The 19,024-nt window shown below is 68.9% G+C and carries 17 protein-coding genes; 12 read left to right on the forward strand and 5 right to left on the reverse strand.

The genetic code is table 11. The annotated features are described in order from the left end of the window. Window positions 1-11 precede the first annotated feature (11 nt). From lanKC to E0H45_RS07775, 5 genes are all read left to right on the forward strand, one after another. Complete coding sequence (lanKC, locus tag E0H45_RS07755; RefSeq protein ID WP_131335560.1) at window positions 12-2,567, forward strand: class III lanthionine synthetase LanKC; 2,556 nt, start codon at window positions 12-14, stop codon at window positions 2,565-2,567. Window positions 2,568-2,571: 4 nt separating this feature from the next. Further along, the gene (locus E0H45_RS07760) at window positions 2,572-2,709 is read left to right on the forward strand and encodes a SapB/AmfS family lanthipeptide (protein WP_130387812.1); all 138 of its coding nucleotides are present in this window, start codon (window positions 2,572-2,574) and stop codon (window positions 2,707-2,709) included. A 126-nt stretch (window positions 2,710-2,835) separates the two neighbouring features. Continuing rightward, complete coding sequence (locus E0H45_RS07765) at window positions 2,836-4,641, forward strand: prolyl oligopeptidase family serine peptidase (protein WP_238154848.1); 1,806 nt, start codon at window positions 2,836-2,838, stop codon at window positions 4,639-4,641. After that, on the forward strand, window positions 4,638-6,290 hold the full coding sequence (locus E0H45_RS07770) for an ABC transporter ATP-binding protein (RefSeq protein ID WP_131335562.1): 1,653 nt from the start codon (window positions 4,638-4,640) through the stop codon (window positions 6,288-6,290). The genes E0H45_RS07765 and E0H45_RS07770 overlap by 4 nt, the downstream gene beginning before the upstream one ends. Then, window positions 6,287-7,984 (forward strand): ABC transporter ATP-binding protein, encoded by a 1,698-nt coding sequence (locus tag E0H45_RS07775; protein WP_131335563.1) that lies wholly within the window; start codon window positions 6,287-6,289, stop codon window positions 7,982-7,984. The genes E0H45_RS07770 and E0H45_RS07775 overlap by 4 nt, the downstream gene beginning before the upstream one ends. On the opposite strand, the gene E0H45_RS07780 is transcribed toward E0H45_RS07775, so the two are convergent. Then, window positions 7,963-8,562, reverse strand: coding sequence for a response regulator transcription factor (locus tag E0H45_RS07780; protein WP_238154849.1), 600 nt, complete (start codon window positions 8,560-8,562; stop codon window positions 7,963-7,965). The two genes, E0H45_RS07775 and E0H45_RS07780, sit on opposite strands and share 22 nt — an antisense overlap. 445 nt (window positions 8,563-9,007) lie before the next feature. Between E0H45_RS07780 and E0H45_RS07785 the strand changes: the two genes are divergently transcribed. Continuing rightward, on the forward strand, window positions 9,008-9,652 hold the full coding sequence (locus E0H45_RS07785; protein WP_131335565.1) for a transglycosylase family protein: 645 nt from the start codon (window positions 9,008-9,010) through the stop codon (window positions 9,650-9,652). Window positions 9,653-9,775: 123 nt separating this feature from the next. Here the strand turns inward: E0H45_RS07785 and E0H45_RS07790 are convergent, their stop codons facing one another. The 3 genes from E0H45_RS07790 to E0H45_RS07800 form a co-directional block, all read right to left on the reverse strand. Next, window positions 9,776-10,426, reverse strand: coding sequence for a class I SAM-dependent methyltransferase (locus E0H45_RS07790; RefSeq protein ID WP_131335567.1), 651 nt, complete (start codon window positions 10,424-10,426; stop codon window positions 9,776-9,778). A gap of 4 nt (window positions 10,427-10,430) precedes the next feature. Then, window positions 10,431-11,072 carry a Pr6Pr family membrane protein gene (locus E0H45_RS07795; RefSeq protein WP_131335569.1) on the reverse strand — a complete coding sequence of 214 codons (642 nt, stop codon included), beginning with the start codon at window positions 11,070-11,072 and terminating at the stop codon, window positions 10,431-10,433. 112 nt (window positions 11,073-11,184) lie between these two features. Beyond that, window positions 11,185-11,733 (reverse strand): 2TM domain-containing protein, encoded by a 549-nt coding sequence (locus E0H45_RS07800; RefSeq protein ID WP_131335571.1) that lies wholly within the window; start codon window positions 11,731-11,733, stop codon window positions 11,185-11,187. Window positions 11,734-11,809: 76 nt separating this feature from the next. On the opposite strand from E0H45_RS07800, the gene E0H45_RS07805 reads away from it, so the two are divergent. The 3 genes from E0H45_RS07805 to E0H45_RS07815 all read left to right on the forward strand — a co-directional run bounded on the left by E0H45_RS07805 (window position 11,810) and on the right by E0H45_RS07815 (window position 15,140). Further along, window positions 11,810-12,418 carry a TetR/AcrR family transcriptional regulator gene (locus E0H45_RS07805; protein WP_131335573.1) on the forward strand — a complete coding sequence of 203 codons (609 nt, stop codon included), beginning with the start codon at window positions 11,810-11,812 and terminating at the stop codon, window positions 12,416-12,418. Window positions 12,419-12,490: 72 nt separating this feature from the next. Beyond that, entirely contained in the window at window positions 12,491-13,003 is a 513-nt protein-coding gene (locus E0H45_RS07810) for an AAA family ATPase (RefSeq protein WP_131335575.1), read from the forward strand. A 34-nt stretch (window positions 13,004-13,037) separates the two neighbouring features. Then, the gene (locus E0H45_RS07815; RefSeq protein ID WP_131335577.1) at window positions 13,038-15,140 is read left to right on the forward strand and encodes a molybdopterin-dependent oxidoreductase; all 2,103 of its coding nucleotides are present in this window, start codon (window positions 13,038-13,040) and stop codon (window positions 15,138-15,140) included. Here the strand turns inward: E0H45_RS07815 and E0H45_RS07820 are convergent. Next, window positions 15,112-16,119 (reverse strand): LacI family DNA-binding transcriptional regulator, encoded by a 1,008-nt coding sequence (locus tag E0H45_RS07820; RefSeq protein WP_131335579.1) that lies wholly within the window; start codon window positions 16,117-16,119, stop codon window positions 15,112-15,114. The two genes, E0H45_RS07815 and E0H45_RS07820, sit on opposite strands and share 29 nt — an antisense overlap. Before the next feature lie 394 nt (window positions 16,120-16,513). Here E0H45_RS07820 and E0H45_RS07825 point away from each other — a divergent pair, with 394 nt between their 5' ends. The 3 genes from E0H45_RS07825 to E0H45_RS07835 are packed head-to-tail and all read left to right on the forward strand — an operon-like array spanning window position 16,514 to window position 18,971. Then, entirely contained in the window at window positions 16,514-17,263 is a 750-nt protein-coding gene (locus E0H45_RS07825; RefSeq protein ID WP_131335581.1) for a sugar phosphate isomerase/epimerase family protein, read from the forward strand. Further along, the gene (locus tag E0H45_RS07830) at window positions 17,260-18,357 is read left to right on the forward strand and encodes a Gfo/Idh/MocA family protein (RefSeq protein WP_131335583.1); all 1,098 of its coding nucleotides are present in this window, start codon (window positions 17,260-17,262) and stop codon (window positions 18,355-18,357) included. The genes E0H45_RS07825 and E0H45_RS07830 overlap by 4 nt, the downstream gene beginning before the upstream one ends. Window positions 18,358-18,362: 5 nt before the next feature. Beyond that, entirely contained in the window at window positions 18,363-18,971 is a 609-nt protein-coding gene (locus E0H45_RS07835; RefSeq protein WP_131335585.1) for an SGNH/GDSL hydrolase family protein, read from the forward strand. The last annotated feature ends 53 nt before the right edge of the window (window positions 18,972-19,024 follow it).

Below are 19,024 nucleotides of genomic sequence, written 5' to 3' on the forward strand. Positions count from 1 at the left end.
GTCGGACAGTCATGCACGAGAGTTACGAGTTCTACTGCCTTGCGGATCGGCGGTTCTACGAGACGCCGGCCAACCGTGGTGCGCAGCATCCGGATTTCGCGATCACGCAGCGGCCGGTGCCGAGCGGCTGGCAGCACGTGCCGGGCGAGCAGTGGATGCACTACGCGCCCGACGGTCTCCGGCTTCCCCAGCAGGGCTGGAAGATCCACGTCTCGGCCCGGCTCCAGGACGTCGAGCGGACGCTCGCGGCCGTGTGGGAGTACTGCGTCCCGCGCGGCATCGCGTTCAAGTTCCTGCGCAACGAGGCCGTCCTGGTGATGACGAACTCGAAGGCTGCTCCCCGCGGGTCGAGCGGCAAGCTGGTGACGATCTACCCGACCGACGACACACAGCTCGAGCTCGTGCTCAAGGAGCTCGACGAAGTCCTCCAAGGCGTCGAAGGCCCTTATATCCTGAGCGATCTGCGCTACGCCGACGGTCCGCTGTTCGTCCGGTACGGCGCCTTCGTCAGCAGATACTGCCTCTCCCCGACCGGGGAACGCGTCCTGGCGATCGAAGACGCCCAGGGCAATCTCGTCCCGGACCACCGCGGCCCGACCTTCGTCCTGCCGCCCTGGGTCCAGCTCCCGGACTTCCTGCAGCCGCACCTCGACGCGCGCAACGCCGTCACCACCAACGACCTCGCGTACACGATCGACGGCGTCATCCAGTTCTCCAACGGCGGCGGCGTGTACGTCGGCCACCACAACGAGACCGGCGACCGCGTCGTACTCAAAGAGGGTCGCCCGCACGCGGGTCTCGACATGGCCGGGCGGGACGCGGTCGCGCGGATCGCCCACGAGCGCGACATCCTCGAGCAGCTGGACGGCCTGGACGCCGTACCGAAGACACACGACTACCTGCAGCTGGGTGACCATCACTTCCTCGTGCAGGAGCACATCGATTCGGTGTCCCTGCAACGCGAGCTGGTACGGCGCTATCCGCTGACCCATCCGGACGCGACCGAGGCCGACAAGGCGACGTACGCCGAATGGGCGACCGCGATGATTGCCCAGGTCGGCGAGGCCGTCGGCCAGTTGCACGAGCGGGGTGTGGTGTTCTGCGACCTGCACCCGGACAACCTGCTGCTCGACGTGAACGGCAAGCTGACGCTGATCGACTTCGAGGTCGCGACGAGGGCCGAGGACCGGGCCCGTTCGACGCTCGCCCATCCCGGGTACGCCGCTCCGCAGGACCGGCAGGGTGTCGACGTCGACCGGTACGCGCTCGCTTGTATCGCGCTCGGAGTTTATGCGCCGCAGGCAACGATTCTGCTGAATCTCCATCCCGGCAAGGCGTTCCAGCTCGCCGACATGATCGCCGACACCTTCCCGGTGCCGCGCGCAACGCTGAACGAGGCCGTCCGGACGATCGTCGGCGCCGACACCACCAACGAGCTCGAAGGCCTGGCGCTGCCCGGCAAGGCCGAGTGGACCGACGTACGCGCGGCGCTGACCAAGTCGATCGTCGCCGCAGCGACCCCGGAACGCACCGACCGCCTGTTCCCCGGCGACATCGCGCAGTTCCGCGACGGCGGCGGCATCGACCTCGCCACCGGCGCGGCCGGCGTCCTCTACGCACTCGCCAAGACGGGTGCCGGGCGTTTCCCGGAGTACGACGACTGGCTGCGTAAGCAAGCCCTCAACACCGCGGCCGGCCCCGGGCTGTACGACGGCCTGCACGGCGTCGCTCACGTCCTCGACGAGCTCGGCCACCGGCAGGACGCGCTCGACCTCGTCGAACGCACCCTCGCCGACGACTGGAGCTCCCGCGAGCTCGGACTGCACTCCGGTCTGGCCGGCATCGGCCTGAACCTCCTGCACTTCGACACCGAACCGACGCTCCGCGCGAAGGCCGTCCGTGTGCTCGACCTGGTCGCTGACCGGCTGCAGCCCGACGTACCGGAGATCAGCGGTGGGCAGCACGCACGCGCCGGGCTGATGTTCGGGTCTTCCGGTCCCGCGTTGCTGTTCGTCAACGCGTTCGAGCAGCTCGGTGACACCGGTCTGCTCGACCTTGCGGAGATCGCGATCCGGCAGGACCTCAAGCGCACCGTGCTCACCGAGGACGGGATGCGTCAGGTCAACCAGGGCTGGCGGACCCTGCCGTACCTCGAAGAGGGCTCGGTCGGCGTCGCACTCGTCCTCGAGCGCTACCTGCGCCACCGCCCGTCCGAAGAGCTCGCAAACACCCTCGACGAGCTGAAGCGCGTCACCCACTGCTCTTACTACGTCCAGCCCGGGCTATTCATGGGTCGCGCCGGCGTTCTCCTCGCCGCCGCCTCACTCGATGAACAGGTCGACGACCTCGTGCACGGCCTCGGCTGGCACGCGATGCCGTTCGAGGGCGGCCTCGCGTACCCGGGCAACCAGCTGCTCCGTCTCTCGATGGACCTGGCCACCGGATCGGCCGGCGTCCTGCTGGCTCTGGGTACGGCGCTGCACGACGCGCCGGTGTCCCTCCCGTTCCTCGGACCTCCCCAGTGGTCCGAGTCCCTGTCCCGACGAACTTCACCGAAGGAGGTGTAAACACATGGCACTTCTCGACCTTCAGGGTCTGGAGACCCCGGGTTACGGCCACGGCGGCCACCACCACGGCGGCTCCACGCTGACCGTGCTGGGCTGCGCTTCGCAGACCCCGAGCAACCTGAGCCTGCTGCTCTGCCACTGATAACGGCACCTGTATGTCAGGTAGTGAGGCCCTGGGTGGGCAATGCCCGCCCAGGGCCGACCTGTCTCCGGGTAGCCCCGGGCCTGCGGGCTCGTTGTGTTGTTGGAGAGTGAGGTGATCGATTCCGTGCAGTCTTATCCATGCGCCGAGCGTCTGACGCTCGTGGAGCAGGTGCACGGTTGTACCGTCGCGGACCCGTACCGCTGGCTCGAGGACCCTTCGGCGTCCGAGCGCTGGCTGCGGGACCAGGACGACCTGTGGCTGAGGTACGCCGCGTCGCTGACCAGCCGGTTCCGCTGGAAGAACCGCGTCCGGCAGCTGTCCGACGTCAGCAGCGTGTCCACGCCCGTCTGGCGCGGCGACCGCTGCTTCACCCTGCGCCGCGAGACCGGGCAGCAGTACGCCGTGCTGTACATCGACGAGACGCCGCTGCTCGATCCGAAGCAACTCGACCCGAGCGGTCTGACTACGCTCGACGCCTGGCAGCCCTCTCCGGACGGCACCAAGCTGGCCTACCAACTCTCCCGCGGCGGCGACGAGCGCTCGTCGCTCCACGTCCTCGACGTGCTGACGGGCGAGCCGATCGACGGCCCGATCGACGGTTGCCGCTACTCCCCCGTGGCCTGGCTCCCGGACAACGCGACCTTCTATTACGTGCGCTTCCGTCAGGTACGCCGCCACCGCCTGGGCGACCCCGACGACACCACGATCCTCGCCGACGAGGCGTCGTACGGACTGGAGATCAGCGCCGACGGTCGCTGGCTGACGATCTGCACGACGACCGATGTGTGGCTCGCCGACCTGACCACGGACGCGCCGCCGAGGCACGTGCCGCAGGACGCGACCACGATCATGTCAGTTGGTCCGGACGGCCGTTTGTACGTCGTCACCACGCAAGGGATCTGCATCGGCGACCCGACCAAGCCGACCGTCTGGCATGACTACATTCAGCCGAACGCCCCGCTGACCGGCCTCGCCGTCCTCGACGACGTCGTCCTGGTCAGCACGGCAACCGAGATCACCGTCCACGACCGGCCAACCGGCCGACGGCTCCGGACCCTCGACCTGCCCGGCCACGGGTCCGTCGGCTCGCTCGCGGCGCACGGCAATCGCGCCTGGTTCCCCTACACGGACAGCGTCACGCCGCCGACGGTCTGCTCCTACGACGCGAGCACAGGGCAGACGACCCAGCCGCCCAAATCCCGGGATCTCAAGACACACCATCTGACGACCAGTTCCGGCGTCGAGCTGCGGGTCATCGGCAAGCCCGGGCCGCGTCCCACCATTCTCTATGGGTACGGCGGGTTCGGGCAGTCGCTCACCCCGACGTACTCCGCCTTCGCGCTGGCCTGGGTCGAAGCAGGTGGCTCATTCATCACCGCGACCGTCCGCGAAGGCACCCGCCACAACAAGCAGAACACTTTCGACGACTTCATCGGCGCCGCCGAGCACCTGATCGCCGAAGGCTGGACCACCGCCGACCAGCTAGCCATCTGCGGTGAGTCGAACGGCGGTCTCCTCACGGCGGCAGCACTGACCCAACGCCCGGAACTGTTCGCGGCCGCGGTCTGCTCGGCACCGCTGACGGACATGATCCGCTACGAACTCTCGGGGCTCGGCGAGCGCTGGACCGCGGAGTACGGCTCGGTCAAGAACCCCGACGACTTCAAGACTCTGGCGAGCTACTCGCCGTACCACCGTGTCGCCGACGGCGTGAAGTACCCGGCCGTCCTCCTGACCGCGTTCGGGAACGACACTCGCGTGGACCCCCTGCACGCAAGGAAGCTGTGCGCGGCGCTGCAGCACGCCACGGCGAGCAGCCGGCCGGTGCTCCTGAGGTTCGAGCCGAACGCCGGACATACGACCGGCGGCATCAACCTCGCCGCCGACATCCTCGCCTTCGTCGCCGACCAGACGGGCCTGGGCTCATGATCACCTTCGGCGAGGTCGCCAAACACGGTCGCGGCTGGTTGCCGCTGATCGGGGTCAACGCGCTCATCGGCAGCGCCGTCACGCTGGCGCTGCCGACCATCCTCGGTCGCTCGGTCGACGCGATCGTCGCCGGCACCGGCTACACGCGCTGGCTGGTCGTCGCGGCCGCGCTCATCGGGCTCGGGATCGCGGCGAGCATCGTCGACGCGTTCGCCGGCGCGGCCTGTGTCGCCGAGACCACGGCCTGGCTCCGCCACCGCCTGGTCCGGCACGTCGTCCGCGGCGGCCCCGGCGGTACGCGCGACTTCGAGACCGGCGATCTCGTCACCCGCGTCTCGGCCAACGCCACCGACGCTGCCCAGGCCGGACCGGCCGCGGTGACCGCGATCGCCGCCATCGCTCCTCCGCTCGGCAGCCTCGTCCTCCTGGCAGTGATCGACCCCTGGCTCGCAGCTGCGTTCTTCGGCGGCGTCCTGCTCGTGGTGCTGGTCCTCTGGACCTTCGCCAAGCGGACCGCCGACGTCAGCCTCGCCTACCAGGAGACCCAGGGCCGCATCGCCGCCCTGCTGTCCGAGTCGCTCACCGGCATCCGCACGATCACGGCCGCCGGTACGACGGAACGCGAGGAGGGCCGCATCCTCGGCCTGCTCCCCGAACTGCACCGCAACGGCGTCGTCACCTGGCGGATCCTGGCACGCTCCGGCGCGCAGGCCGCGGTCGTCGGTCCGCTCGTCCTGGTCGCCGTCCTGGCCGTCGGCGGACTGCAACTCGTGGCCGGCAACATCACGGCGGGCGAGCTGTTCGCCGCTTCGCAGTACGCCGTGCTCGGCGCGGGGCTCGGCAACCTGACCGGTGTCCTCGGCGAGCTCGCCCGCGCCAAGGCCGGCGTCCAGCGATCCGCCGAGGTGATCGCGATCGAGCCCGTGGCCCACGGCACCTTGGCGTTGCCGGCCGGTCCCGGGCAACTGACGTTCGACGGCGTCAGCGTGGTCGCCGACGGGAACGTCCTGCTGGACAACGTGAATCTCGATCTCCCGGGTGGGATCACGATCGCGGTCGTCGGCCCGAGCGGTGCCGGCAAGTCCGTCTTCGCGGCGGTCGCCGCGCGGCTGCGGGACCCGTCGACCGGACAGGTCTCGCTGGACGGCGTACCACTGCAGGCCGTCAGCAGGCGCGCGCTGCGGAGTGCGGTCGGGTGCGCGTTCGAGCGTCCGCAGCTGGTCGGCCGGACGGTCGGCGAGGCGATCGACCCGCACGCGGTCAGCCCGGTCCGTACGCTCGCCGCCGCCCGCGCCACGCACGCCCACGACTTCGTCAGCCGCCTGCCCGACGGGTACTTCACTTCGTTGCGCAAGGCACCGATGTCCGGTGGCGAGCGGCAGCGCCTCGGCCTGGCCCGCGCCTGGCCGGCCGGTCGCCTGCTGGTCCTGGACGACGCGACGTCGAGCCTGGACACCGCGACCGAACGCCAGATCAGCCGCACCCTCACCGAGGACCGGCACCACCGCACCCGCCTGATCGTCACCCACCGCCCGGCGACCGCCGCGCGCGCAGACCTGGTCATCTGGCTCGACCACGGGCAGGTCCGAGCCATCGCCCCGCACGCCGACCTCTGGCACGACACGTCGTACCGAGCTGTCTTCGGATGAGACGCGAGCTGTCGTACGGCGCTGCCGCGCTGCGGAGGCGGGCCACGGTCAAGTTGATCGGGTGGTCGGTTCCGGAGATCCTGCCGACGGCGGTGTACGGGATCGCGGTGGCGCGGGCGACGGACAGCTTTCTCGAGGGGCATGCGTGGCAAGGAATCGCCTGGCTGGGCGGACTGGTCGCGACGGCCGGTCTGGGGGCGGCCGGCGCGCGGCAGGTGTACGGGCGGCTCGGTGAGCTGGTCGAGCCCCTACGGGACGATCTGGTACGCCGGGTTGTCGGCGGCGCGCTCCGGTCCGGGGACGACGGGGCGGTCGCGCGGCTGAACCGCCAGGTGGAGATCGTCCGCGACACGTTCGCGGGTCTGGTCCTCGTACTGCGCAGTTTCGCGGTCACGCTGTTCGGCGTACTGACCGGGCTGTTGTCACTCGCTCCGCTCGTCGCCGCGTTCGTCGTACCGCCGTTCTTGCTGGGGTTCGTGCTGTCGCTCGCGGTCCTCGGGATGGCGGCGAACCGGGTGCGCGCGTCACTGACCGCGGACGAGGACCTGGCGGCGTCGGCCGGGATGGTGTTCGGCGGGGTGCGCGACATCTCCGCGGCCGGGACCGAGGAGTACGCCGAGTGGTTGGCCGGCCAGCCGATCGAGGCCCACGCGGCGGCGGAGCGCGCACTGGCGAAGGTGTCGGCACTCCGGACGTTGTGCTTCGCGGTCGGCGGCTGGCTCCCGCTGCTGATCCTGCTTGCGACCGGCCCCTGGCTGGTGGGGCGTGGAGTCAGCACGGGTACGTTGCTCGGCGGGCTCACTTACGTCCTGATCGGCTTGCAACCGGCACTGAACACGGTGATGAACGCGCTGGGCGACAGCGGTCTGCGGTACGTGATCACGCTCGGCCGGATCCTCGACCACTCGGCGCCGACCGAAGAACCGCGACCGGTCGACGAGCTGAACGGCTACCAGGTCCGCTTGCGAGGGCTGACATTCGCGTACGGCCCCAAAGCCGAGCCAGTGCTCGACAAACTCGAGCTGACGATCCCCGAGGGTGAACACCTCGCCGTCGTCGGCCCCAGCGGCATCGGCAAGTCGACGTTGGCGGGATTGGTCTGCGGCATGCTGACGCCGACGGGCGGTCGGCTGCTGGTCGGCGGTGCGCCACCGGCCGAGGTGACCGCGGAACGGCTCGCCGCGACCCGCGTACTGATCCCGCAGGAGGCCTATGTCTTCAGCGGGACCGTGCACGAGAATCTGACCTACTTGTTGCCCGACGCAACAGAAGACCAGCTAGCCGAGGCCGTGCAGAAGGTCGGCGCCGCGCGACTGATCGACCGGATCGGCGGCCTGCACGCCGAGGTCAGACCAGGCGAACTCTCCGCGGGAGAGAAGCAGCTGATCGCGTTGGTGCGCGCCTACCTGTCACCCGCACCGCTCGTCGTACTCGACGAAGCGACCTGCTTCCTCGACCCCGAGGCCGAACGGCAGGCCGAAGAGGCGTTCGCCCAACGCAACGGGACCCTCATCGTGATCGCGCACCGCATCAGTTCCGCCCTGCGCGCGCGGCGCATCCTGGTCCTGGACGGCAACAAGGCCGCGCTCGGGACCCACGCCGCTCTGATGCGCACGTCCCGCATGTACCGCGACCTGCACGGCAGCTGGACACCAGCACCTCAGACGGCCGCTCAGATCCAGCCCGCGTCCTGAGCCTTCCGGATCGCCTCGATCCGGCTGCGGGACCCGGTCTTGGCGAGGATCCGGGACAAGTAGTTCCGCACGGTGCCCGCGCTCAGGCTGAGCGTGCGCGCGACCTCCTGCGCCGTCGCGCCGGTGGTGACATGGCGCAGTACCTCGCACTCGCGATCGGTCAGCGGATTGTCACCGGCTCTCAAAGCCGCCACAGCCAGCCGTACGTCGACCACGGGCAGCCCCTTCGCGACATCGCGCACCGCCTGCACGAGGAGGTCCGTGGTCGCATCGGTCGCGATCAACCCGATCCGCGGCGCCTGCTTCACCAGCGCCAGGCTGGTCGCCGCGATCGCCTCGTGGTCGATCAGCACCAGCACGCCGCGCCCGGCGAGTTTGCGGCAGAGCTCCTCGATCCGGATCCGGCCGGGCAGCTGCGGGTCGAGCAGGAACACGTCCGGACGCCGCCCGGCCACCTGGAGGACGTCCTCCGAGCGGTCCAGCTCGGCCACCACGTCCAGGTCGTTCTCTCTTGCCAGCACCGCGGCCAGTGCACCACGCACCAACGTGCCGCGATGGCCGAGAGCCACTCGGATCACCGCTTCTGCCCCCATCACTTCCGTCGCCTCATCCGCCGGCCGCCGCGCCTCGATCGCGTCACCGATCGCCGGGTCGCGGCACCCGTGTCTCGATCAACGAGCGAACCGTCCGGACGACACGGGACAGCACCGTCGAACTGGTCCCGGACGGCGGTTTTCGAGCGGTGGTAAACCGATCGGTTCCGGCTTGCGGTCGTCAGCGTGTCGGGCCCGGAAACCGTTCTGTTGTTGGGGTTTCGGAATGTCAGGCCCTGGAAAAAGTTCGGGGCAGATCGGAATCTGGGGTTGCGTTTCCGACGAACGTCACAGAGGATGACTCAGGTCGCGCCGTTACCGTGGCGTGACCGTTCGGACGCCGTCCTGTGACCTGTCCGAGTGCCCCCTCCCCTGCACGGGGGGCCTGGTGAGTTCCACCATGCCCAAGCTCACGAGGAGCGCTTTTCTGATGTCCAAGGCCCGACATGCGCGCGCCCGGCGAAGCACTCGCCGGGTGGCCCGAACCCTCTCCATCGCCGGTCTGGGAGCCGGCATCACCGCAGCCGGCGCCGGTGCGGCGTTCGCGACCGACTACCAGGTCAAGTCCGGTGACACCCTCTCCGAGATCGCCCAGGCCAACGGCACCGACTGGCACGAACTGGCCCGGATCAACAACCTGAAGGACCCCAACCTCATTCTGATTGGGCAGACCCTGACGCTGGACGGCGTGACGAAGGCCGCCACTCCCGCGCCGAAGAAGGTCACCGAGAAGGCCGAGAAGAAGACCTCGAAGTCTGAGAAGACCGAGAAGAAGACCGAGCGCAAGGCCCGGTCCAGCCGGTCCGAGGACCGCCCGGCGACGAAGAGCGGCAAGGCCAACCTGAGCGGTGCCTGGGCCAAGGTCGCGAACTGCGAGTCCAGCGGCAACCCGCGCGCGGTGAACCCGGCCGGCTACTACGGGCTGTTCCAGTTCGACCTGCGCACCTGGCGCAGCGTCGGCGGTTCCGGCAACCCGGCGAAGGCCTCCGCGGGCGAGCAGTTGATGCGCGCGAAGAAGCTCTACGCGCAGCGCGGCGCCTCGCCGTGGCCGGTCTGCGGCAAGTACCTCCGCTGATCCGGTAGCCGGGCGGGTCGGTGGTAGACCGTCCTCCCGCCACCTGCCCGGCACCCCCTGGACCGCTTCCCACTCATCGTGGCGGGTAATCCGTTAGCGCGATGAGCGGGAAGCACCAGAGGATCAGGTGCGCGTGATGACCAGCATCTCGTTGGCGCCGACCTGGAACTCGTACGGCACCTTGCGGATCTCGTGGGTCACGCCCTCCAGCGAGTCCAGCAGCTCCTGCAGCCACGGGATCGGCTCGCCGGCCCCCTGCAACACCAGTGGGAAGATCCGCACCTCGGCGTTGCTGACTCGGATCAGCTCCCGCAGCGCGACCTCGTGCCAGTCGCGGTCGTACTTGTCGGCCCAGGTGAACAGCAGGTGCGAGCACAGCACCAGCTCGAACCGCCGATCGCCGAACGGCAGGTCCGGCAGTCCTGCGGCGACGTACCGCTCCGGCGCGGCCGCGACGTCCTGCAGGAATCGGTCGGCCGCCTCGATCCGGTACTGATCCTTCCGCTCCGGCGATCCGTACCAGTGCCAGACGAAGCTCCCCTCGTGCTCGCCGATGATCCCCGACGTGGCCGGCAGGCTGCGCCGGACGCTGTCGACGAGTTCGGGATGGTCCAGCTCGTACGCCGGATCGGCGGCGATCGCGTCCACGCCACGGGCGGCGGCCTCGGCGGTGAAGCCGGCACCACCCGCGCAGCAGTCGAGCACGGAGTCGGGGAGTTCCTTCAGGTCGAACATCGCTTCGTACTCGGCGTACGAGCGCGAGGTCACCAGCACGGGTCTACCTTTCGACGGTTGTCTTCCGGCGCAGCCTGCCGTCGAGGGTGGTCGCCCCCGCCGCCAGAGCCAGGAAGAGTACCGCCACCAGCAGACAGTTCAGTAGCACCCGTCCGTACCCGTGCTCGTCGACGTCCACGAACGGGTACGGGTAGAAACCGACGAACGCGCCGCGGACCAGCGTGAACACGAGCCACAGCACCGGGAACACGATCGACCAGCCGACGATCGCCCAGTCGGTCCGGCCACGCGGCCCGAAGAGCAGCCAGCCCAGTACGCCGACCACCGGCGCGGCGGTGTGCAACAGGAAGTTCGCGACCCACCCCCAGCCGTGCAGATCATCCAGTCCGGCCAGCACTGCGTGGTAGACGATCCCGGTGACCGCCATACAGAGCACGCCGTTCAGCCGCAGGGTGTCGAACAGCCGGCTCGGCGGGCGGTCCGGTTGCGCCGCCAGCATCAGCGCGGTCCCGCCGAGCAGCAGGTTCGACTGGATCGTGAAGAACGCGAACACGTTGAGCACCCGCTCCGGGTTGTCCGGGAAGAACCCCTCGTGCCCGGTCGCCGTCACCACCAACTGGATGACGACCCCGCACACCACGATCAGCCCGGTGACCGCCGCCCAGATCCGCCCGACCATTGTCATGCCGAAAATGTACGACGAGTAGCCACCCGATCCGCGGACGTCAGCAAGCCGACTTTGAGCCCCCACCAACCAATTTCGGCCCCGCGAAATGGTTGATGGGGGCTCAAGGTCGTTAGACGGGCTCCTTTTCGCGGGGGGTGGGGGTGGTGCGGTCGAAGGAGTAGCTGAAGGAGACGATGGCGTCGATCGCCAGGACGAGCGTCCAGGTGCCGGCTGGGGCGAGCACCGCGTCGTACCCGCGACCGGAGAGCAGGCCGAGGCCGATCATGATGCCGACGCCGACGACGTACGCGAGCAGGTGCCGGAACCAGCCGGCGCGCTCGCGGCGGGCGCGCTCCGGCCCCTTCTTCGGCGGCTTCACCGGACGCGGCGCACCACCCATGAAGTGCGCGGCCCACTGGTCGGCCCACTTCAGCGTCTGGTGCCCGAACCCGACACTGACGCCGATGAAGATCGCGGCCAGCGAGTGCTTGAACGACGGCTCCGCTCCCCGGTGGATGTCCAGGACGCTCGCGACCAGCATCACGACGTCGACCAGCGGTACGCCGGCCAGCAGGACGAGACCGGCCTTCGGCAACCGCAGCAGGTAGCGCGTCACCAGGCCGGCGGCGAGCAGGACCCAGAATCCGATCTCACACGCGGCGATCACAGCGAGCAGCACAGCGTTCCCCTCCCGAGAAAGTTTCCAGTACGACTGTGTTGTAAACGAGACTAACACAGCTGTGCTAAAAAGGACCATGCCGAAGATCGTCGACCACGCCGCCCGTCGCGAGGAGATCGCCGAGGCGCTGTGGCGGGTGGTCCGCCGGGACGGGATCCGGGCGGCCTCGGTCCGCACCATCGCCGCCGAGGCGGGCTGGTCCGCGGGCGCGGTGCGCTACTACTTCCCGGACCAGGACGGGCTGCTGAGTTTCGCGATGGACCTGGTGTCGCGCCGGGTGACCGAGCGGATCAGCGCGATCGAACCGAAGGGCACTGTGCAGACCATCGTGCTGCGCTACCTGGACGAGGTTCTCCCCTTGGACGCCGAGCGCCGAGCCGAGTTCGACATCTGGCTGGCGTTCACGGCGCAGGCCCGGGCCGAATCCGACGCCGGCGCACTGCAGGAACACCTCGACACGGTGCACAACGGACTGCGCCAACTCTGCGAGTCGCTGCTCCGCTCGCTCGCCGATGCGGGCGTGCTGAAGGACGGTCTCGATCTGCGCCGCGAGGTCGACCTTTTGCACGCCGTACTCGACGGCCTCGCACTGCACGCGGCGATCCAGCCCGAGCGCACCACGCCGTCGCGGTTGCGGCAGCTGATGCGCCACCATCTGGAGTCGCTGATGGCCGAAAACCCCTGACAAACCTGGGGTTTTCGGAGAAGAATCGCCGAGACCGGACTAAAACGTCGCGGCACGTGGCACGATCACCGCATGGAGTCCGAGGGGGTGATCGTCGTCAGTGGAATCATGGCGGCGGGGAAGTCGTCGGTGTCCCAAATGCTCGCCGAAAGATTCCAGTACGGCGTGCATCTTCGGGGGGACGTTTTCCGGCGAATGATTGTCAGCGGTCAGGCCTCGATGGCCGACGACGTACTCGAGGCACAACGCCAATTGCAACTGCGCTACCGGCTTGCCTGTAAGTCCGCCGACGAGTACGCGAACGCCGGCTTCACGGTGGTCCTGCAGGACGTCGTGATCGGTGAGTTGCTGCGCGAATTCCTGGACGGCATCCAGACGCGGCCGCGGTACCTCGTCGTCCTGACGCCGCGACCGGAGGTCATCTCGACCCGGCTCGGCGGGGCGCATCATCTGGTCGACGAGCTCGACTACGAGTTGCACGCGTTCAGTCCGCGGCGGGGGTTGTGGCTGGACAACTCCGATCTGTCGGTCGGCGAGACCGTGGACGCGATCCTCGGGCGTCTCGACGAGGCGCGCTTCGATTAATGCGGCATTGGCTACTCGAGGGTAGTTTGAGTGGATGACCGTACGGCGGACGTCCTGCAATCTCTGTGAAGCGATCTGCGGTGTCCTGGTGACCGTCGAGGACGGACGGGTCACCGACATCCGCGGCGACGAGTCCGACCCGCTGTCACGCGGTCACATCTGCCCGAAGGCGGTCGCCCTGCGCGATCTCCAGGAGGACCCCGATCGCTTGAGTACGCCGGTACGACGTACGCCGGACGGCTGGCAGGAGATCGGGTGGGAGGCGGCGTACGAGCTCGTCGTCGAGAAGCTCACCGGCATCCAGCGCGAGCACGGGCGGAACTCGGTCGGGGTGTACCTGGGCAACCCGAACGTGCACAGTCTCGGCGCGCTCACCCACATGCCGACGATGGTCCGGCAGTTGCGGACCCGGAACCGGTTCAGCGCGACCTCGATCGATCAGTTGCCGCACATGCTGGCGTCGTACCTGCTGTACGGGCACCAGTTGATGGTCGCGGTGCCGGACATCGACCGGACGTCGTACCTGTTGATGCTCGGGGCGAATCCGTTGGCGTCGAACGGGAGCATGATGACCGCGCCCGGGTTCGGAAAACGTTTGAAGGAGTTGCGGAAACGCGGCGGAAAGCTGGTCGTCATCGATCCCCGCCGGACCGAGACTGCAGCGGTTTCCGACGAGCACCATTTCGTCCGTCCGGGCACGGATGCGGCGTTTCTGCTCGCGTTGATCCATGAGGTGATCACGCAGGGCTCCGCGCGGCCGGCGGCGTACGTCGACGGGTTCGAGGCCGTGGAGGCAGCGGTCGAGGCGTGGACGCCGGAGCGGGCGGCGGGGATCACCGGCATTCCGGCGGACGTGATCCGGCGGATCGCGCAGGAGTTCGCGGCGGCCGAGCGGGCGGCCTGTTACGGGCGGGTCGGGGTGTCGACGCAGGAGTTCGGCGCGATCTGCCAGTGGGCGATCCAGGTGCTGAACATCATCACCGGAAACCTCGACCGGCCCGGCGGGACGATGTTCCCGCGGCCTGCGGTGAACCCGCTGCTCGGGCTCGGGCGCGGGCACGTCGGCGTGTGGAAGAGCCGGGTGCGCGGGTTGCCGGAGTTCGGCGGTGAGCTGCCGGTGTCGACGATGGCGGAGGAGATCCTGACGCCGGGCGAGGGCCAGATCCGCGCGATGGTGACGGTCGCCGGGAACCCGGTGCTGTCGACACCGGACGGGCGGCGGCTGGACGAGGCGCTCGCGTCGCTGGACTTCATGGTCGCGGTGGATCCGTACATCAACGAGACAACGCGGCACGCCGACGTGATCCTGCCGCCGGCGCCGCCGCTGGAGCGGGACCACTACGACATCGTGTTCCATCAACTGGCCGTGCGGAACACCTCGCGGTGGAACGACGCCGTACTCCCGAAGCCCGCTTCGGCGCGGCACGACTGGGAGATCTTCCGCGATCTCGGGCTGGCCTTGGTACGGCGTACTCCGTGGAGCCGGCGCCGGGTCGAGACGACGGCACGGCTGCGGTTGTCGCCACGGCGGATCGTGGACGCGGGGCTGCGGATCGGGCCCTATCGGCTGTCCGTCGGGAAGTTGCGGCGCTCGCCGGGCGGGGTCGATCTGGGGCCGTTGCAGCCGGCGTTGCCCGGGGCGCTGCACCAGAAGTCGAAGCGGATCGATCTCGCGCAGCGGATGATCCTGGACGACCTGCCGCGGCTCGACGCGTTGACAACTGTTGCGGTCGACGAGCTCCTGCTGATCGGCCGGCGCCACCTGCGCAACAACAACTCGTGGATGCACAACTCCGCACGCCTGGTGAAGGGAAAGCCGCGCCACCGCCTGTTGATGCATCCGCACGATCTGGCCGAGCGCGAACTCAGCGACGGCCAGATGGTCACCGTCACGTCCGCGGCCGGCGCCATCTCGGTGGAAGTTGCCTCCAGCAACGACATGATGCCGGGTGTGGTCAGCCTGCCGCACGGCTTCGGTCACAACCGTCCCGGCACCCAGCTGACCGTCGCCAATCGGCTCGCGGGGCCGAGCGCCAACGACATCACCGATCGCAGCCGCATCGACCCCGTAGCCGGCACCGCGGCCGTCAACGGAGTTCCCGTGACAGTCACAGCGGGGCAGAACTCTCCCGAATGAGCAGCAACGGAGTCGAGTACAGGTGCGACTGAGGTTGCGCGCCCGCCAGGACATCCAGCAGGCGATGCATCACCTCGGCGCCGTAGCCGACCACGTTGTGACTCAGGGCCGTGAGCGTCGGATGCGTGATCCGGCAGAGGGCCGAGTCGTCCCAGGCGACCAGCGTGATGTCGTCCGGGATGCGCAGGCCGAGCGCCTGGATGACGGCCAGGCCGGCCACCGCCATCAGGTCGTTGTCGTAGATGATCGCCGTCGGCCGTGGGATGGCGGCCAGTACGTCGCGGGTCGCATCGGCGCCCTGCGCGGCCGAGTAGTCGGTGTGATGGATCGAGGCCGTCAACGCGAGCCGGCGGGCAGCCACGTCGTACGCCTGGTCACGGATCCAGACGTCGCCGAACTCGGGCGGACCGGCGACCCGCGCGATCACCCGGTGACCGAGCGACGCCACATGATCGAGCGCCGCGGTCATCGCCGCGGTGCCGTCGGTCCAGACGCACGGCATCCCGTCCGCGAGCGCCGGATCACCGACCAGAACGGCCGGCAGACCGAGTTTCCGCAGTACCGGGATGCGGGGGTCGGCGACCCGGAGGTCGACGACGATCACGCCGTCGACGCGGCGCTCGGCGGCCCATTTCCGGTACGTCGCGACCTCCTGGTCCAGGTCGGCCACGACCTGCAGGGCCAACGCGAACGACTTCTCCGACAGGACCGATTCGACGCCGCCGACGAAGCCCATGAAGTACGGCTCCTCGATCAGCGTCTGCGCGGACCTCGCGAGCACCAGCCCGAACGTCTCACTGCGCGCGGCGGACAGTTGCCGCGCGGCCCGGTTCGGCACCCACTCCAGCTCGGCGGCAACTTTCAGCACGCGCGCCCGGGTCGCCTCCGACACCCCGGGCTGGTTGTTGAGCGCGTACGACACCGCTCCTTGGGAGACCCCACAACGCCGGGCGATCTCCTTGATGGTCACACGAGACACGACGACACCCTCCTCACGGGCGGCCGGATCGCTGACGGTCGACCCAGCACCCTTCAGTGTTGCGCCGTTTCAACCCTCTGTCATCACCTGGGCACACAAAGTGACCGTTTGATCAAACCCGCTCCGCACCCCACCAGCAAGGGATATCCCCTCCCGTTGTGGGTTCTCCCCTCGCACACCACCGGATAACCCACAACACGAGGGGATATCCCCAGCTGTGTGGTTGGTGGGGACGGGTGAGGGGAGGATCAGGTGACCGCCCAGTCGTTGGGCGGAGGGTGGTGTGGACGGGGCCGGTTGGGATACGGTTGCCGTCGTTACTTAACCGGTTCGGCTTATCAATCGGCGTTGACCCCAGGGCAGCGGGTAGAGGCGCCGCCGACAAGGAGAAACCATGGTCGCAAAGGACCACCTGTCCCTCCAGCTCTACACGGTCCGGGGCAAGCTCGAAGAAGACTTCGACGGCACCCTGGCCCGGATCGCGGAGATCGGCTACACCAAGGTCGAGCCCTTCGGTGTGACCGCCTTCGCGGACCGTCTGGCCGAGGCGCTGCCCAAGCACGGACTCTCGGCCCCGACCACGCACGCCGGCCTGCTCCGCGAGGACAGCACCCCGATCTACGCCGCGGCCGAGCGGCTCGGCATCACCACGGTCATCGACCCGCACACCGACCCGGCGCGCTGGCAGTCGGCCGACGAGATCAAGGTCATCGCCGACGGCCTGAACAAGGCCGCGGTCGAGGCCGCCGGCCACGGCATCACGGTCGGGTACCACAACCACCACTTCGAGCTCGAGTCGAAGATCGGCGGCGTGCACGCGCTCGAGATCCTGGTCGACAACCTGTCCGACGACGTGATCCTCGAGGTCGACACGTACTGGGCCGCGGTCGGCGGCGCCGACGTACCGGCACTGCTGAAGAAGTTCGGCGACCGGGTCACGGCGATCCACGTCAAGGACGGCGACGGCACCCTGGACAACAAGGCCCAGGTCGCGGTCGGCGACGGCACCATCGCGGTCCGGGACATCCTGGCCGCCGCCCCGCAGGCGCTCCGGGTGGTCGAGCTGGACGACTTCTCCGGCGAGATCCTCGACGCGGTCGCGGGCAGCTACACGTTCCTGACCGGAGAGGGTGCACCTGAATGACGGCTGTCGGTGTTGGTGTGGTCGGCGCCGGGGTGATCTCGGACGCCTACATCAAGAGCATGCAGAGCTTCCCGGACCTGAAGGTCGTCGCGATCGGCGACCTCCGGCCGGAGGCCGCCAAGGAGAAGGCCGAGCAGTACGGCATCGAGACCCACGGGGGCCCCGAGGCGGTGCTGAGCAACCCGGACGTCGAGATCGTGGTCAACCTGACCATCCCGGTCGCGCACGTCGAGGTGGCCCTCGCCGCGGTAGCCGCCGGTAAGCACGTCTGGAGCGAGAAGCCGTTCTCGCTCGACCAGGAGAGCGGCCTGAAACTGCTGGCGACGGCACAGGACGCGGGCGTGCGGCTGGGCTGCGCACCCGACACCATCCTGGGCCCGGGTCTGCAGGAGTCCCGCCGGATCATCGAGCGCGGCGACATCGGTACGCCGCTGACCGCGCTCAGCCTGATGCAGTCCCCCGGACCGGAGTCCTGGCACCCGAACCCGGCGTTCCTGTTCCAGGAAGGCGCGGGTCCGCTGTGGGACATCGGCCCGTACTACCTGACCACGCTGGTCCAGCTCTTCGGTCCGGTCGCCGCGGTCGCGGGGCTCGGCTCCAAGTCGCGGGAGAAGCGCACCATCGGCTCCGGTCCACTGGCGGGGACCGACTTCGACGTCACCGTGCCGACGCATGTCAGCGCGATCGCGAAGTTCGAGTCGGGGCAGTCGTCGCAGAGCATCTTCAGCTTCGACTCGCCGCTCCCGCGGGCCGGGTTCGTCGAGATCACCGGCTCCGAGGCGACCCTCGCCGTACCGGACCCGAACGGCTTCGACGGTGCGATCAAGATCCGTCGTCGCGGTGCGGAGGACTGGGAGACGATCGCCGAGACGAAGGCGGTCGCACAGCGCGGTACCGGCGTACTCGAGATGGCGCGCGCCATCCGGGCCGACCGGCCGCACCGGGCGACCGGGGCGCTGGCGTTCCACATCGTCGACGTGATGGCCTCCATCACCGACTCGATCGACACCGGCGCGTTCGTGGACGTGAAGAGCACGGTCGAGGTCGCGGCGATCCTGCCGGACGACTGGGACGTCACCGCGGCCACCCTCTGACGACCGTGACGAACATCCTTCTCGATCCCCGGCGGACCGTCGTGTTCGCCGGGGACTCGGTGACCGACTGCGGCCGCCGTACCGACCCCGACGGGCTCGGCGACGGCTACGTACGCCATCTGTACGACGATCTCGGCGAACGCCGGCCGGCGATCGTCAACGCCGGCATCAGTGGCAACCGGGCGGTCGACGTGGCCGCCCGGTGGGCCGCCGATGTGCTGACCCACGACCCGTCGCTGGTGTCGATCCTGATCGGGATCAACGACACCTGGCGGCGGTACGACGAGGACGACCCGACGACACCTGAGGACTTCGAGGCGTCGTACCGGTCACTGCTCGACCAGCTGTCGTGTCCGGTGGTCCTGATGGAGCCGTTCCTGCTGCCGGTGAAGGACGGGCAGGAGGAGTGGCGGGAGGACCTGAACCCGAAGCTCGACGTGGTCCGGAAACTCGCCGTCGAGTACGGCGCGATTCTGGTTCCCACCGATGTCGAGCTGACCAAGCAAGCAGCATCCGTCGGGCCGGCGGCGCTCGCCGGCGACGGCGTACACCCGTCCGCCGCCGGACATCGTGCCCTCGCCGATCTGTGGCGACGGTACGTCCTGGACGCCTGACATTCACCGCTCCTCGGTTTCGCCGGGGAGTGGTGCTGTTCTACTAAACCGGT

Origin of the sequence: Kribbella soli (assembly GCF_004331345.1) — a bacterium.
Lineage (GTDB): Bacteria > Actinomycetota > Actinomycetes > Propionibacteriales > Kribbellaceae > Kribbella > Kribbella soli.